Consider the following 16,290-nt stretch of genomic DNA (forward strand, 5'->3'; position numbering starts at 1 on the left):
CAAGCCCTAATAAAATGCTATACTAAATGTTAAATCTTAATTAGTAATATCTTAGAAAGAGGGGCTTCATATGGCTGAACAAAAACCAACTTATTACATTACAACACCAATTTACTATCCATCTGGTAAACTCCATATTGGTAATTCGTACACAACAATTGCATGTGATGCGGAAGCACGTTTTAAGCGTTTGATGGGTTATGACGTATTCTACTTAACAGGAACCGATGAACATGGCCTTAAGATTGAACAAAAGGCTGAAAAGCTCGGCATGAAGCCACAAGAATACGTTGATCAAATGGCTGCCCAAATTAAAGAGCTATGGAAAAAACTTGAAATTACAAATGACAAGTTTATTCGGACAACTGACGACTACCATGAAAAAGCTGTCCAAAAGATTTTCCAACAATTGCTTGACCAAGGGGATATTTACAAGGGTAAGTATACTGGTTGGTACTCAGTTGATGATGAAGAATACTTCACAGAAAGTCAGTTAGCAGAAGTTTACCGTGATGAAGACGGTAATGTGATCGGTGGAAAAGCGCCATCAGGTCATGAAGTTCAATTAGTTGAGGAAGAATCATACTTCTTTAAGATGAGTAAGTATGCTGACTGGTTAATGAACTACTATAAGGAACATCCTGATTTTATCGAACCGCAATCACGGATGAATGAAATGATTAATAACTTCTTAAAGCCAGGGCTAGAAGATCTTGCAGTTACGCGGACATCATTTGCCTGGGGGGTTAAGGTTCCTAATGACCCTAAACACGTGGTATACGTATGGATTGATGCATTATCAAACTATATTACTGCGCTAGGATATGGCAGTGATGATGATAGCCTCTTCAAGAAGTACTGGCCTGCTGATGTTCACATGGTAGGAAAGGAAATTGTTCGTTTCCACACGATTTACTGGCCAATTATGCTTCATGCGCTTGGCTTACCATTGCCAAAACACGTTATTGGTCATGGATGGTTAACAATGCGTGATGGGAAGATGTCGAAGTCAAAGGGAAACGTTATCTATCCTGAAACCCTTGTTGATCGTTACGGCCTTGATGCTACACGTTACTACCTATTACGGGCAATGCCATTTGGTAATGATGGCGTCTTTAGTCCAGAAGACTTTGTTGATAAGGTAAACTATGACCTCGCTAACGATCTAGGAAACTTGCTCAATCGGACTGTTGCGATGATTAATAAGTATCAAAACGGCAAATTGCTTGGTACTAATGATGCAACTACTGATTTTGATGCTGATTTAGAACAAACTGCTAGTGATGTAATCGCTGAGTATAAAGAACTGATGGACAAAACACGATTTGCTGAAGCATTAGCAGCTGTTTGGAAGTTGGTTAGTCGTGCTAACAAGTACATTGATGAAACTGAACCATGGGTATTAGCAAAAGATGATAGTAAGAAGGATGTATTATCAGATGTGATGACCCATCTAGCAAAGAGTTTGCGGATTATTGCAGCCCTAATTCAACCAATTATGCCGCATGCACCAAAACAAATTGTTGAACAACTTGGAATTGAAGGGACTGACTTATCATTAACCGATCTTCAATTTAATGATTTCCCAGCAGAAGCTCAGGTTGTCGCCAAAGGAACTCCGATCTTCCCACGATTGGATGTGAAGGCCGAGGTTGAATTTATTAAGAGCAAGATGACAGTAAACGAAAAGAAGAAGGGAAGAAAGGCAATGGCTGAAGCAAAAGAAAAAGCCCAGGAAGCAGCACAAGAAGAAAAAGCAGATGGCAAAAAGCCAATTCGGATTGATGTCTTTGACAAAGTTGAATTGAAAGTAGCTCAAATCACTGCTGCCGACCATGTAGAAGGTGCTGATAAGCTTCTGAAATTCCACATGGATGATGGAACAGAAGAAGGTCGGCAAATCCTTTCTGGAATTGCTAAATGGTATCCAGATCCTTCTGTTTTAGTAGGTAAGAAAGTTTTGATTGTTGCTAACTTGAAACCACGGAAAATGCGGGGCGAATTAAGCCAAGGAATGCTTTTGTCTGCTGAAAAAGACGGTAATGTTCAAGTAGTAACTGTTCCTGACAATTTAGTACCTGGAATGGGCGTTGAATAAAGTGAGTAATCATCAACACCAGCAATTGGTTTATGATTCCCATACCCACCTAAATGACGATGTGTTTTATGATGATGTGCCTGCCTTTATTAACCGTGCTGCTCATTATGGCGTGACGGAGATGAACATTGTTGGCTCGAACCAGCTATTGAATACTCGTGCTTTAAAGTTGGGACATCAGTACGATAACCTGCATCCAATTATCGGTTGGCATCCAGAAGATATTGCTAATTGGAATAGTGAAACCAAGAAAGAGTTACGCCAACAATTAGCAGATCCCTTAGTTGTAGGAATTGGAGAGATTGGCTTAGATTATTATAATGACGAGCATTCTCCTCACCAGCAACAACAAGAAATTTTTGCTGAACAGCTTGAGTGGGCGCGAGAACTTAAATTACCGGTCTCAATTCACTGCCGGGATGCACTGGCTGACACGTATGAAATTTTGCGGAATGCCCACGTCGATGAATTTGGCGGGGTTATGCATAGTTTTAATGGGACTTCAGAATGGGCAGAGAAATTTGTGGATCTCGGGATGATGATTTCATTTAGTGGTGTCGTAAGCTTTAAAAATGCGACAGAAGTCCATGAAGCAGCATTAGTTGTTCCCCTGGAAAAGATGATGGTTGAAACGGATGCTCCTTACCTAACTCCGCTCCCATACCGAGGAAAGCAAAACGAACCCGGTTTTACTAAATTTACGGTGGATGCAATTGCAGATTTAAAGCAGGTTGATGCTGGCAAAGTGGCATATAAAACATTTACGAACGCCCGTCGCTTATTTTTGGAAAATGAAGAAAGAGGCCTATGATTAGAATAAAAGAAGTTATAGTTGTTGAAGGTAAAGATGATACTAAGCAAATTTTAAAAGCGGTTGATGCCGATACTTACGAAACAAATGGATCTGCAATTTCAACGGCTGACTTGGCAAAGTTGAAAAAGTTACAAGCAAGCCGAGGCCTAATTGTTTTTACTGATCCGGACTTTAACGGGGAGCGGATTAGAAAAATAATCAGTGAAGCCATTCCTGGCGTTAAGCATGCTTTTATTAAACGAAAAGATGGTGTGCCAACTGAGGCTCACGGTAGCTTAGGGGTTGAGCATGCAACGCCAGCAATTATAAAATCAGCTTTGGAGCACCTTTATACTCAAACAACGACACCTCAGCAAGCTTTTAAGCGAGAAGATTTGCAAAAATGGGGATTAACAGGTCAAGCAGATTCACGAAAACGGCGTGAAAAGTTAGGGCAATTACTCGGAATCGGTTATGGAAATGGGAAACAATTGATTCACCGTTTAAACATGTTTCAAGTTGACCGGGCAACATTTGAAAAAGCGATTAAGCAAATAAATCAGGAGGCAGATCATGAGTAATTCACCAGAAATTGGTAGTCGAACACGTACCCGCGCGATAATGGAAAAGTACGGGATCCGAACAAAAAAGAGTTTCGGCCAGAATTTCCTTACTGATTTGAACGTCTTAAAAAATATCGTTGAGGCAGCAGATATTACAGCTAATGACAATGTAATTGAAATTGGTCCCGGAATTGGTGCTTTAACGGAGCAATTAGCACAAGCGGCGGGAGAAGTTTTAGCCTTAGAAATTGATCAAGATTTAATTCCGGTATTAAAAGAAGTATTATCACCATATGATAATGTAAAAGTGATTAATCAAGATGTCCTTCAAGCTAATTTACCAGAGTTAATCAAAAAGGAATTTAAGGATCCTAGTCGACCAATTAAGGTGGTTGCTAATCTCCCTTATTACATTACGAGTCCCATTCTAATGAATTTGCTGGCTAGTCCTGTTGAGTGGGCGACGATTTGTGTGATGATGCAAAAGGAAGTTGCTCAACGACTCACTGCTAAACCAGGAACTAAACAATATGGTGAGTTGACATTAGCGATTGAATACCAAATGCAAGCTAAAATTGCTTTTGATGTTTCACGGAAAGTATTCGTGCCGTCGCCTAATGTTGATTCAGCAATTGTGGTATTAACGCCACGGACAAATCCGCTTCCGGTTCAGCCTTTTGATAAGCAAAAATTATTTGGCTTTATCCGGGGATGCTTTGCTCATCGTCGCAAGAGTCTTTGGAATAACTTGCAAAGTGTAATTGGTAAGGATCCAGCGGTAAAAGAGAAAATGACTGCTGTCTTAGCTCAGCTGGATATTTCGCCACAAATCCGGCCAGAAAAATTAACCCTCGAACAATTTATTGAACTTGCGAATGCTCTTCACCGGCAAAATCTCTTGTAAAAGATGGTTGACCGTTATAAAATATTATGGTACAATTTTGATTTTTGTGTAAAAAAAGAGTATGCTAGTCTACAGTGAGGTGAAGGAGTCGTGCCTAATAGCATTGTAGAAATTAAGAAGAAGCTAGATGAACGGATTGGCGAGCATGTTTTAGTAAAAGCGCAAGCTGGACGTAAACGTATTACCACCCATCACGGTATTTTAAGTAAGACTTATCCTGCAGTATTTGTTATTCATTTAAATGATGAACAAGGAACATTGGATCGAGTTTCCTATAGTTATACTGATTTGTTAACACGAAATATTTCAATTGCCTTCGATGAAGCAGAATAAACTGATAATTTAAAATTCATATTTATAAAATAATAGGAGTGAGTAAAAATACCTTTCAACAGGAAGGCAGTTTTTTATTCACTCCTTTTGCTTTAGGAATAGTTAGGAAACAGTAGTTGCAAGGATTATAGTTCCGTTAGTATAATTTAACTAACTAAATTATTACAAATAAGGAGGGTTGCCGGATGATAGTTACAGAAAAAGCACCAGCAAAATTGAATTTGAGTTTAGATACGCCGATGCGATATTTTGATGGTTCTCCTCAATGGGATATGGTAATGGTCTCGGCAGACCTGGCTGATTATGTAACTGTTGAGACACACCGGCGCCCTGCAACAATTAAAGTCTATACAAATAGTGGCTTTTTACCCAATGACCAACGTAATTTAGCATACCAAGCAGCTCATATTTTACGTAGTCGTTTTCATTGTAAAGATGGCGTTACAATTCGGATTAAGAAGCAAATTCCAGTCGCGGCCGGATTGGGCGGTGGCTCTTCAGATGCAGCGGCAGTTTTACGCGCATTAAATAGTATTTGGCGGTTGGGCTTGAGTTTATCAGAACTAGCAAAGATCGCATTAACAATTGATTCTGATGTCCCGTATTGTATATATAACAAATTAGCCCACGTTACTGGCCATGGTGAAAAAATCGAATTGTTACCACCGCAACCTCATTATTGGGCTGTAATTGCAAAACAGAAGATCAGTGTTTCTACGCCGCAAATCTTACGACAAATTAATTATGAGAAGCTTCAACATCTTAATAATGAAGCATTACTGACAAATTTAAAGAAAGAGGATTGGCAAGAAGCAACAAAATATATGGGAAATGTTTTAGAGCCCTTAACGATGAAATTTTATCCAGAGATTGGTCGTCTAAAGAATAAGATGAAAGAATTGGGGGCCGATGTTGCCCAGATGAGTGGGACGGGACCAACCGTCTTCGCAATCTGCCATACAGAATCGCGAGCAAAACGGATTCAAAATAGTATCCGGGGATTTTGTCGCGACGTTCATGTTGTAACTTTGCTTTGATTATATTTAAGGACAAGAGGAATGAGGCTGAGAGAAAACTTTTGTTTTCTCCCAGCCTCAACTGCTTTTATGAACAATAGTAAGATAACGTGAAACTAGCTTCATGTCGCCACAAGACTCGAGGCTAAGTACGAACGCTAATCAGCCCATGCCGTGCTAATCATCGTTCTAGCTTAGCCCACCGCCTTGTCGAGGAGGTTATTTTCCACTCTCCTCTTGTCCTTTTTATTTTTATAGTTGCAATCTAGCATAAAGTTCGATATTATATTCATTGTTCTAAATAGTAATGATTACGATTAAAGAAGAGGGAAAGAATGAAAAAATATATTATCAGTATTAGTAGTATTGTTGCTTTGTTGGTTATAATTCTTGGGTTATCCTTTGTTCCGTGGAAATCGATGGGGAAAAATCAAAAGCCAATTAGAGTGGTAACTGGGATGAATTTCTATGGTGAAGTAGCGCAGAAAGTAGCTGGCGATCATGGCCAAGTGATTTCGTTTATTGATAATGCTTCGGTTGATCCTCATGATTATCAACCCAATACTAAGCAAGCCCAGCAAGTTGCTAAAGCCAATGTAGTAATTGAAAATGGTCTTGGTTACGATAGCTGGGTAAACAAACTCGTTAAATCAAGCAGTAACCATAACAAGATTAAAGTAATTAATGTAGCATCTTTAACCGGCAAGAAAGATGGCGACAATGAGCATATTTGGTATGCACCTGAGACGGTCGAAAAGTTAGCAAATGATCTTGCAACTCAATATGGTAAAATTGATCCGCAACATGCTAAGGATTACCAAAGAAATGCACGCAAATATTTAGCTTCTCTTCAACCGCTTAATGAAGAAATTGCGAAAGTAAAGCGCCAGGTAAATCCTAATAATAATCGAGTTGCAGTCAGTGAACCAGTTTTTGATTATGCCTTAGAGAATGTTGGTTATCAAATTATGGACAAGCATTTTGAAAAAGCAGTTGAAGATGGGAATGATCCATCACCAAAAGATATTGAAGAAATTCAACAAGCAATCATTAATCACCAAATTGCCTTCTTTGTTGATAATTCGCAGACAAGTGATAAAGTTGTTGATAATTTAGTTAAACTTGCCCATGAACATAATGTTCCAGTATTAAAGGTAACGGAAACAAAGCCGAATGGGTATGACTATATGCAGTGGATGCTCAAGCAATACCAAGCATTGTCTCGCATTCAACAAAAGGAGAATTAAGAAGATAATGGCAGTTGTATCAGTTGATGATTTAACGATCGCTTATGGAAATCATACTGTAATCGATCATTTAAGCTTCTCCATTAATGAAGGGGATTTTCTTGTCGTGGTTGGTGAAAATGGGGTCGGAAAAACGACTCTTGTTCGCTCAATGCTTGGTTTTTTAAAACCGAAAAGCGGGACAATAACTATTCCGCAAAGTACACGACTTGGCTACGTTCCTCAGTTTCGTAATATTGACGAGGAATACCCGCTATCTATTCGCGATTTTGTTGCTTTAAATACTAAACCACGCCTTTTGCCATGGCTGACTAAAAGCGAGCGAAACCGTGTTGAACGGATGATTCGTGAAAATAACCTAACAAAGATTGCTGAGCGGCCCCTTGGTTTAGCATCAGGGGGTGAGAAGCAACGAGCATATCTTGCTCAAGCTTTATTACCCAATCCAAATCTCCTTATTCTGGACGAATCGACGGCAAGTCTGGACAATGAAATGAAGTATGAATTGCTAGACCTGGTAACTCGTTTTCAACAAAATGGTTTGAGTGTAATGTTTATTACTCATGATTGGGATCTAGCAAAACAATATGGAACTCGTTTCTTGTATTTATCTCCCGGTTCTTATTCCACTGGGCCAATTAATGAGTTACCCAGTCCGGTAAAGGGGGATAAAAAATAATGTTAACTTTAAGTTTTATGCGTCATGCATTTGTCGCTAGTACATTTATTGCGATTATTTGTGGAATTATTGGAGTTTTTGTCGTTGCACGAAATTTATCATTTTTAACGCATACCTTGTCTGAAATTGGGTTTGCTGGTGGTGCTTTTGCCGTTTTTGCTGGATGGCCAGCACTAAATGGGATGATTCTGTTTACAATGTTAAGTTCAGTTATTGTTGGACAAATGAGTATAAAAGAATCACGACGAGAAGCGGTTATTAGTGCCGTTTCAGCGCTGTTCATTGGCTTAGGAATTCTTTTCTTATCTTTGAGCAGTCAGTCAGCTAGCTCAGCAACAAGTATTTTGTTTGGTAGCGTGGTTGGAATTAGTTTGAATGAGGTCTGGCAGCTTGTCTACCTTTCCATTCTTGTTTTAATTATTTTGCTATTGATGTATCGTCGCCTTAAGTTTGATTCCTTTGATTCAATTGGGGCGCAGGTCAGTGGAATAAATCAAACAGTGATTTCTGTTATTTTTCTTTTACTACTTGCTTTAAGCGTTAGTGTCGCTGCTCAGATTGTCGGTTCTTTGCTAATTTTTATTCTCCTAACGTTACCAGCTGCTAGTGCTAAATACTTTACGCATGGTGTCGCACGGATGATTATTTTAGCGATTTTATTTTCACTGTTAGGAACATGGCTTGGTCTTTTTCTCGGTTATTTGACAGATTGGCCGGTTAGTTTCTTTATCGCAGTGATTGAAGTTATCATCTATACCACAGCCTTGATTTATAGTAAATTTATCGAATCGAATTAGACTGTGGCTTAAGTAGTTAAGCAGGTAAACAACATAGTACAACAATGGTCTTCAACGCCCGGCAAAGTGTTGGAGACTATTATTATTTGCGGGGCTTTCAGATGCTAGCTTCGTGGTGACAAAACGCCTCCCTATCTCGGACTCTTTTTCTTCAGTAAATACTAAAATTTTTGCCGAAAATCCGAACATTTTATGTTAAAATCAATGTTAATTAATCCTTTTTGAAAGGCAGAGAAAGAACATGAAAATTAGACGGAGTAACCGATTGGTGGATATGACACGTTACTTGCTTGAACATCCGCGATCATTAGTATCGTTGAAGTTTTTTGGTGAGCGATATGACTCAGCTAAGTCATCAATCAGTGAAGATTTAGGAATTGTTAAACATACCTTCCAAACGTGGGGACAGGGACGATTAGAAACAATTCCTGGTGCAAGCGGTGGCGCGGTATTAACGCCATTTTATTCTAAGGAAAATGCTCAGGCGGCCATTGATAACTTGGTTGACCGGGTTAATGATGACTCGCGTTTGCTACCGGGAGGTTATGTTTACTTATCAGATTTAATCGGCCAACCGGAAATCTTGCGGCAGATTGGTAAGTTAATCGCTACTCAATACGTTGATACTGATGTTGATGTTATTATGACAGTTGAGACTAAAGGAATTCCGATTGCTCAAAGCGTTGCGATGTATATGAATAAACCATTTGTTATTGTTCGTAATAGTTCACACATTACTGAAGGACCTACTGTAAGTGTTAATTATGTTTCTGGGTCCGTCCAACGGATAAAGAAGATGGAATTGTCCCGTCGTACATTATCAGCTGGGGCGAATGTCTTGGTTGTTGACGACTTTATGAAGGGCGGCGGCACGATTAACGGAATGAAATCTTTGATTAAAGAATTTGATGCTAACTTGGTTGGGATTACTGTTTTTGCAGAAGGTCGTCCGGTAAATGGGCAACGGTTAGTCGATAACTGTACTTCATTAATCAAAGTGGAAACTAAAGATGGTACGGAGAAGAAGATTGCAGCACAAGCAGGAAGCTTCATGGAAAACGTGTTTGATAAGAAAGTAGAGAATTAGGAAATGACAAAACGTAATGCAATTATTTTAGCTGCTGGTAAAGGTACACGGATGCGCTCAAAGCTATACAAAGTTTTACACCAAGTTTGTGGTAAGACAATGGTTGAGCATGTTTTAACTCAATTGGAAAAAGCCAAAATCGATAATATTATTACAATTGTTGGTTTTGGGGCGGAAACAGTTGAACAACGATTAGGACACCGTACTAAATATGCGCTGCAGGAACAACAACTCGGAACTGGTCATGCCGTAATGCAAACAAAAAACCTTCTTGCAAATGAGGATGGTGAAACTATTATTGTCAGTGGTGATACTCCTTTATTTACGGCTGAGACTTTTGAAAAGCTTTTTGAATATCATGAACAACGGCATGCGGCGGCTACTATTTTGACTTCTATTGCTCCTGATCCAACTGGTTATGGTCGAATTGTTCGAAATGATGTTGGAATCGTTGAACGAATTGTGGAACAAAAAGATGCTACTATTCAAGAGCAGGCAATTAAGGAAATTAATACTGGAGTTTACTGCTTTGATAACAAAAAACTATTTGCTGCCCTTAGTAAGATCACGAATGATAATGCTCAGGGTGAGTATTATTTAACTGATGTTATTGGTATTTTAAAGCAAGAAAATGAGATCGTAACAGCCTACAAGATGGATAACTTTGACGAATCGATGGGGGTAAATGACCGAGTTGCCCTTGCACGTGCCAACAAGGTAATGCGTAACCGGATTAATACTCATTGGATGCGTGAAGGGGTTTCGATGATTGATCCTGATACAACTTATATTGATGCTGATGTTAAGATTGGTCGTGATACAGTTATTGAAGGTGGCGTTGTGATCAAGGGGCATACAGAAATTGGTAACGATTGTTATATCGGTGCTGGTTCACGGATCATTGATTCCAAGATTCACGATGGGGTTAAAATTATTTCTTCTACCCTTCAAGAAGCAGAAATGCACAATGGCAGTGATATCGGTCCTAATAGTCACCTGCGTCCAGAAGCAGAAATTGGCGAAAACGTTCATATTGGTAACTTCTGTGAGGTTAAGAAGGCTTACATTGGTGAAGGAACAAAGGTCGGTCATTTGACTTATATCGGTAATGCTACTTTAGGTAAGAATATTAATGTTGGCTGTGGAGTTGTCTTTGTTAACTACGATGGGACAAATAAGCACCATACCAATGTTGGGGACCATGCCTTTATCGGTAGTAACAGTAACCTAGTGGCTCCGGTTAATATTGCCAAGGATTCATTTGTCGCTGCTGGTTCGACCATTACAGACAGTACAGAACAATATGATATGGCAATTGCGCGGGCACGGCAGGTTAATAAAGAAAATTATGCTAAGAAGCTACCATGGTAACTTGCTTTTTGCCTCACTAATTTATATTATGTAAGTGGTAGTAGTATAACTTTTATTAATCAGCGGAGGACCTAATGACACAGCAATATTTTGATCAAAATTTAAAAATCTTTGCGTTAAATTCAAACCGTCCCTTAGCAGAAAAGATTGCTAAGCATGTCGGGGTTGATTTAGGAAAATTATCTGTTAATCGTTTTAGTGATGGTGAGATCCAAATTAATATTGAGGAAAGTGTGCGAGGAGACAATGTTTATGTCATCCAATCGACCTCTGCCCCAGTTAATGACAACTTAATGGAGTTGTTAATTATGGTAGATGCACTTCGTCGTGCTAGTGCCAAGACGATTAACGTGGTGATGCCATACTATGGTTATGCCCGTCAAGACCGAAAAGCACGGAGCCGTGAACCAATCACTGCTAAGTTGGTTGCTAATATGTTGCAAAATTCCGGTGTTGATCGGATTATTGCACTTGATCTTCATGCCGCACAAATTCAAGGGTTCTTTGATATCCCTGTCGATCATTTGATGGGTGCTCCTCTTTTAGCAGAGTATTTTATCAACCAGGGTGTTGCTGAAAATGCAGTTGTTATTTCTCCTGATCATGGTGGAGTAACACGGGCACGAGCACTTGCCGAGTTTTTAAAATCTCCAATTGCGATTATTGACAAGCGGCGTCCACGGGCGAACGTTGCTCAAATCATGAATATTATTGGAGACGTTAAGGGTAAGAAGTGTATTATGATTGATGACATGATTGATACTGCGGGAACTATTAGTTTAGGTTCGCAAGCATTAATAGATGCCGGCGCAGAAGAAGTCTACGCATCATGTACCCATGCGGTATTATCTGGCCCAGCAATTGAACGTTTACAGAATGCACCACTTAAAGAAGTCGTTGTGACGGACTCGATTCAATTGCCAAAAGAAAAACAAATCGATAAAATCAAGCAGGTATCGGTTGCTCCACTAATTGGGGATGCAATCAAACGGATTAACGAAAATCGTCCGGTTAGTCCACTATTTAAGCAAGTATTCCAAAGTGCACAGTTGGAAAAGAAGTAAGCTTAAGTAAACTGAGATTAGTAAATAAGTAGGGACTGTGACATAAGTCAAGTTACTTTCATAAAAGACAAATGGCACAGTACACCAATGGCTTCCAACGCCCGGTAAAACCGAACGTTGGAGGCCTATTGTTGCTTGCAGGGGCTCGAAAACGAAGTCACAAGTGACTTCTGTCTCGCTTCCTTTCTTATATTCCATTTCTGTATTTAAAAGAAAATAAAGATTTGGGAAAGACAAACAGTCATTATCAATTCATGTTATAATACGATGTGAAATAAGGAGGAGAAAAATGACAACAATTAAGTTTTTCAAAAAAGCAATGGTTGGAACAGCTGCAGTCGCTACTATCTTTGCCTTAGCTGGTTGTGGTAAACAATCTGCGTCAAGTAGTGATACAAGTTCTTCCAGCACATCGTCGTCTGTCCGTTCTTCCGAAAGTAAAGCTTTAAAGGCTTATCGTACAGCTAATAAGCTTATCCAAAATCATGATTATGAAGGGGCTTATGAACAGTTAAACCAATTAAATGATCATAATGCTCAAACGGAAGCACTTGCTGATGATTTACAAAGCTACATGGATGCCCAAAAAGCATATGAAAATGGCGATTATGATGGTGCTAAGAACAAATTGAAATCACAAAAGTCAACTAGTCCGGCAATGCGGAATGCATACGCTGATTTACAAAGCAAGGTAAGTTCTGCACAGGGTTCTACTAGTTCTCAAACTTCATCATCTACTAATAATAGCAAGCAAACAAATAAGCAATCCGGTTCTACAAGTGCAGCAACTCAACAATCATCCTCTGCTGCTAACCAAGCTGCATCTGATGCAACTAGCGATAATGTAGTACAACAATTTGCTAACAAGATGGGCTTTAGTGGCTCCCAAGGTTATCAAATTATGCCAACTGGTAAGACTGGTAATGTTTACAAGTTTGAAGTACGTCAAAACAATAGTGATAACACTGTTGCTAACTTAATCGGTATTTACCAATACAATAGTCAAACTGGAGCGGTAACAAAAATCGCTTAATATATAAAAGATGACAAAAAATAAAAGCAAGAGGTGTAGAAAGTACGCTTCTTGCTTTTTATTTCTGTCTTTACTTAAGAACATATTTTTCAATCGCTTTTCCAACACCATCATGATTATTATCAGCGGTTGTTACGTCAGCGATCTTTAAGGTACCAGGAATTGAGTTTCCCATCGCTACCCCTAACCCAGCAAATTCGATCATTGAATCATCGTTTTGTGCGTTGCCAAGGGCCATTACTTCTTCTTTTTTAATTCCGAGTTCTTCGCTAAGTAATTGAAGGGCATTTCCTTTACTTGCTTGTTTATTCATGAATTCTAGATAAAAGTCTTCGCTGCGAACAATGGAAAAGCGGTCACGCATTTCTGCCGAAAGCTCTGCCCATGCTTTGTCAATTTGTTCTTTAGTATCAACCATCATTGCTTTGGCGATTACGTATTGATCTTGCATTTTAGAAAGTTCTTCAAAGGTACGATAACGAATTGGCATACTTACAAGGTCTGACTCGTAGACTGTATAAGGACTCAAATCCCGGTTAATTGTGTAGATGTAATCTCGCGTTTCGATTTGGGACTTGACGCCTTCTTTAATACAATAAGTTTGCCAGTCTGCATAGTCATTGAAAGGCATCGTGTAATTTACCAGGACGTTCCCACTAGTTGATTGGGCCAGTGCACCGTTGAAGCTAATAACAAATTCGTTATCTGAATCATTTAAGCCCAATTGGTCAAGGTATGCTTTTACGCCTGTCATTGGACGTCCAGTGCATAAGACAATCTTTACTCCCTGCGCGCTGGCTTTTTTTATTGCAGTAACAGTTTGTGGTGTGATTTCACGTTGGTCATTGATTAATGTTCCATCGATATCGATTGCGACTAATTTAATTGCCATTATTTTTGCTCCTTTGGGTTAATAATATGATTATTCTTGATATAGCTTTGAAATTCTTCATAGATTGGTTCGAAAATTTCAATATTGTTTCGCGTTTCAAGCATCTCTTTTGGGAAAAAGAACCGTTGATCTCCGGCTTCTCGTCCCGATACGCTAGCGACTAAGGTACTAACTTGGGATAGTTCCACAAAATCGCCATTAGGTTGGAGAAGCTCGATTTGCGTTTGAGTATTAGAATCTTGTGGATGATAAGTATCATATGGAAGTTTAAAACTATCGTTGACTGCGGTGTAATACTGGCTATTAAACCCAGCAGTTTGGATGAGCTTTCGTAAAGTTGGTAAAAGTTTTTGTGTATTTTGATCATAAATGACTGATTTAAATGGTCGGCGGTTAAGAAAACGACTAGCAAGGTCGCTTAAAATATCATCACGAGAATGGGTCCAATGAATAAAATAGGTGGTTAAGACACCATCGTCAAGCGCCAAATAGTCATCCAAGGTAAACTTACCATTAAAAAACGGCATCAGCATATGAGGGGTGAAGTCGGGCTCAAAGTCATTAGGATGTTGGTAAATATATTTTGCCCGCATTAAGAGGTGGTCTAAGATAACTTCCATTGAACGGGAAACTGGGTGAAAGTAGACTTGCAGATACATCTGAAGGCGACTGATAATGTAATCTTCTACCGCATGCATTCCCGAAATTTCAAAGGCAATTCCTCTCTTAACTGGTCGCATAACATGAAGAACACGATCAAGATCAAACTTTCCGTAGTTTGTTCCTGTGTAATACGCGTCTCGTTGCAAGTAATCCATCCGGTCCGCATCAACTTGGCTTGAGATCATTTGCACCACTTGTGGATTTTCATAAGTATGGTCGATCACACTAGCAACTTGATGAGGAAAATCAGGAGATACCCGTTGTAATATTTTATTAATATTAGTGCTGCTGTCGGTGATCAACTGGCGGGTAATTTGCTCATGGTTTGTATGGAAAATATGCTCAAATGTATGGGAATAAGGACCATGCCCTAAATCATGGAGGAGGGCTGCACATAAGGCAACTGGTCGTTCGTGATCATCCCATAGGCCGTCGCCAGGATGCTGACTAGGATAGTTTCGCTGGAAATAGTTGCACATTTGGCGGGTAATTTCATAGACGCCTAAGCAATGGCCAAAGCGGGAATGCTCGGCTCCATGAAAGGTAAATGATGAAGTTCCTAGCTGCTTGATTCGTCGTAATCGTTGAAACTCAGGAGTATTAATTAGGTCCATAATAATTTGATTATCGACAATAATTTGTCCGTGAATTGGATCGCGAAAAACCTTTTCACGGCGAAGTTTTTCGTCATAAAAGTGATTCATATTAATCTTCTTTCTCTAAACGTTCTTGTAAACGTTCCATGCTGATTAGTTCTTTATTGAGGGTTGATATAAAATTAGGCGACCACATTAAGTTATTAAGGCTGTCAGGAACAATGATTTGAACGACTGATTGGATTCGCTGGATCGCATCCTGAACGCTTAATTGCGTGTTGAGGGCTTTAGAGATAGTTGTCATCGCTCCCGGCCAAACATCTGGAAAATGCCACTTATTTTGGCTTTGCTGCAATCCTGTATCATAGAAGTCACGAATTAGTTTGCCCCGATCCTGCTGATTGCCACCGACACTTAAGTAAAGCATTACTGTAACTCCCATTTTGTTTCGGCGTTGGGAAATGCCACCGATTTTTTGGCCGTTAACGCTGATATCAAAACTCCCCGGACAGTATGAATGAGTGATTTCACCAGTAGCGATTTTTAGGCTAGGAAAAGCAGCCTGAATTAGGTCGACCATTCGTTGATATGCTTCATCAATAGTTAATTCATGGTCTTCGAGGTGCCATGGATAGAAAATTGACAGGTTTAAAATACCGTCGTCACTTACAACTGCTAATCCCCCTGAATTACGCATGAAATAATGAAAACCACGGTGCGTAAGCGAAGTAAGGGCAGTTGATAAATGCGGTAATCGTTGATCTTTTAACCCTAAAATAACCGTATCTTCTAAGGTCCAAAAATGAAGAAGAGGATATTTGAGTTTGTTAGCTGAACGTAACAAAGCGTTGGTATAGATGAAAGACGAAAGATTATCCGCTGGAGTTAAAGGTTGAATAAACCGCTGAAAACACTGATTCTTAAAATTAGCCATCGTACTTCTTCTTTTCTATGAAATAATATATCTATATTATACAAGAACTTACGAGAACATGGATATTTCACGGGGTATTTATCCATAAATTTGCGAGAATACCCCCACTTCTATAAGTAGGGGATGAATCGCTCTCTTAAAGCACGTTAGTGCTTTTTCTTTTGTTCTATGATATATTTAGTATATATCTATAAAATGTGGTGATAACAATAGAATTAGA

16 protein-coding genes are annotated in these 16,290 nt (G+C 39.3%); 13 read left to right on the top strand and 3 right to left on the bottom strand.

Features of this window, described 5'->3' with window-relative positions; all coding sequences use genetic code 11:
* The first annotated feature begins 70 nt into the window (after positions 1–70).
* From metG to QOS06_RS05965, 13 genes are all read left to right on the top strand, one after another.
* A complete protein-coding gene (metG, locus tag QOS06_RS05905; RefSeq protein ID WP_098035309.1) occupies positions 71–2,098 on the top strand; it encodes a methionine--tRNA ligase in 2,028 nt (675 codons plus the stop codon).
* Positions 2,091–2,909, top strand: a complete 819-nt coding sequence (locus QOS06_RS05910; protein WP_003671311.1) for a TatD family hydrolase — start codon at positions 2,091–2,093, stop codon at positions 2,907–2,909. The genes metG and QOS06_RS05910 overlap by 8 nt, the downstream gene beginning before the upstream one ends.
* Entirely contained in the window at positions 2,906–3,472 is a 567-nt protein-coding gene (gene rnmV, locus QOS06_RS05915; protein ID WP_003671309.1) for a ribonuclease M5, read from the top strand. The genes QOS06_RS05910 and rnmV overlap by 4 nt, the downstream gene beginning before the upstream one ends.
* Complete coding sequence (gene rsmA, locus QOS06_RS05920; RefSeq protein WP_003671308.1) at positions 3,465–4,358, top strand: 16S rRNA (adenine(1518)-N(6)/adenine(1519)-N(6))-dimethyltransferase RsmA; 894 nt, start codon at positions 3,465–3,467, stop codon at positions 4,356–4,358. Before rnmV ends, rsmA begins: the two co-directional genes overlap by 8 nt.
* Positions 4,359–4,448: 90 nt before the next feature.
* A complete protein-coding gene (locus tag QOS06_RS05925) occupies positions 4,449–4,691 on the top strand; it encodes a Veg family protein (RefSeq protein ID WP_003665581.1) in 243 nt (80 codons plus the stop codon).
* Positions 4,692–4,876: 185 nt separating this feature from the next.
* Positions 4,877–5,728, top strand: coding sequence for a 4-(cytidine 5'-diphospho)-2-C-methyl-D-erythritol kinase (ispE, locus tag QOS06_RS05930; protein ID WP_003667188.1), 852 nt, complete (start codon positions 4,877–4,879; stop codon positions 5,726–5,728).
* A 314-nt stretch (positions 5,729–6,042) separates the two neighbouring features.
* Complete coding sequence (locus QOS06_RS05935) at positions 6,043–6,954, top strand: metal ABC transporter solute-binding protein, Zn/Mn family (RefSeq protein WP_003671305.1); 912 nt, start codon at positions 6,043–6,045, stop codon at positions 6,952–6,954.
* Between the two features lie 7 nt (positions 6,955–6,961).
* Complete coding sequence (locus QOS06_RS05940) at positions 6,962–7,633, top strand: metal ABC transporter ATP-binding protein (RefSeq protein ID WP_003671304.1); 672 nt, start codon at positions 6,962–6,964, stop codon at positions 7,631–7,633.
* A complete protein-coding gene (locus QOS06_RS05945; protein ID WP_003671302.1) occupies positions 7,633–8,430 on the top strand; it encodes a metal ABC transporter permease in 798 nt (265 codons plus the stop codon). Before QOS06_RS05940 ends, QOS06_RS05945 begins: the two co-directional genes overlap by 1 nt.
* Before the next feature lie 241 nt (positions 8,431–8,671).
* Positions 8,672–9,517, top strand: coding sequence for a pur operon repressor (gene purR, locus QOS06_RS05950; protein WP_003667193.1), 846 nt, complete (start codon positions 8,672–8,674; stop codon positions 9,515–9,517).
* Between the two features lie 3 nt (positions 9,518–9,520).
* Entirely contained in the window at positions 9,521–10,888 is a 1,368-nt protein-coding gene (glmU, locus tag QOS06_RS05955) for a bifunctional UDP-N-acetylglucosamine diphosphorylase/glucosamine-1-phosphate N-acetyltransferase GlmU (protein WP_003671300.1), read from the top strand.
* Positions 10,889–10,962: 74 nt separating this feature from the next.
* Positions 10,963–11,952, top strand: coding sequence for a ribose-phosphate diphosphokinase (locus QOS06_RS05960; RefSeq protein ID WP_003671298.1), 990 nt, complete (start codon positions 10,963–10,965; stop codon positions 11,950–11,952).
* A gap of 289 nt (positions 11,953–12,241) precedes the next feature.
* Positions 12,242–12,985: a hypothetical protein gene (locus QOS06_RS05965; protein WP_283595655.1), complete on the top strand. Its 744-nt coding sequence runs from the start codon at positions 12,242–12,244 to the stop codon at positions 12,983–12,985.
* Positions 12,986–13,055: 70 nt separating this feature from the next.
* On the opposite strand, the gene yidA is transcribed toward QOS06_RS05965, so the two are convergent.
* Genes yidA through QOS06_RS05980 form a run of 3 tightly spaced genes read right to left on the bottom strand, consistent with a single transcriptional unit; the run spans position 13,056 to position 16,070 of the window.
* On the bottom strand, positions 13,056–13,877 hold the full coding sequence (gene yidA / locus QOS06_RS05970; RefSeq protein WP_003671295.1) for a sugar-phosphatase: 822 nt from the start codon (positions 13,875–13,877) through the stop codon (positions 13,056–13,058).
* Positions 13,877–15,244, bottom strand: a complete 1,368-nt coding sequence (locus QOS06_RS05975) for an HD domain-containing protein (protein ID WP_003671292.1) — start codon at positions 15,242–15,244, stop codon at positions 13,877–13,879. Before QOS06_RS05975 ends, yidA begins: the two co-directional genes overlap by 1 nt.
* 1 nt (position 15,245) lies before the next feature.
* Entirely contained in the window at positions 15,246–16,070 is an 825-nt protein-coding gene (locus QOS06_RS05980) for a lipoate--protein ligase family protein (protein ID WP_003671291.1), read from the bottom strand.
* Positions 16,071–16,290 lie beyond the last annotated feature (220 nt).

It is taken from the genome of Limosilactobacillus sp. DJ3M12, assembly GCF_947381695.1.
Lineage (GTDB): Bacteria > Bacillota > Bacilli > Lactobacillales > Lactobacillaceae > Limosilactobacillus > Limosilactobacillus kinnaridis.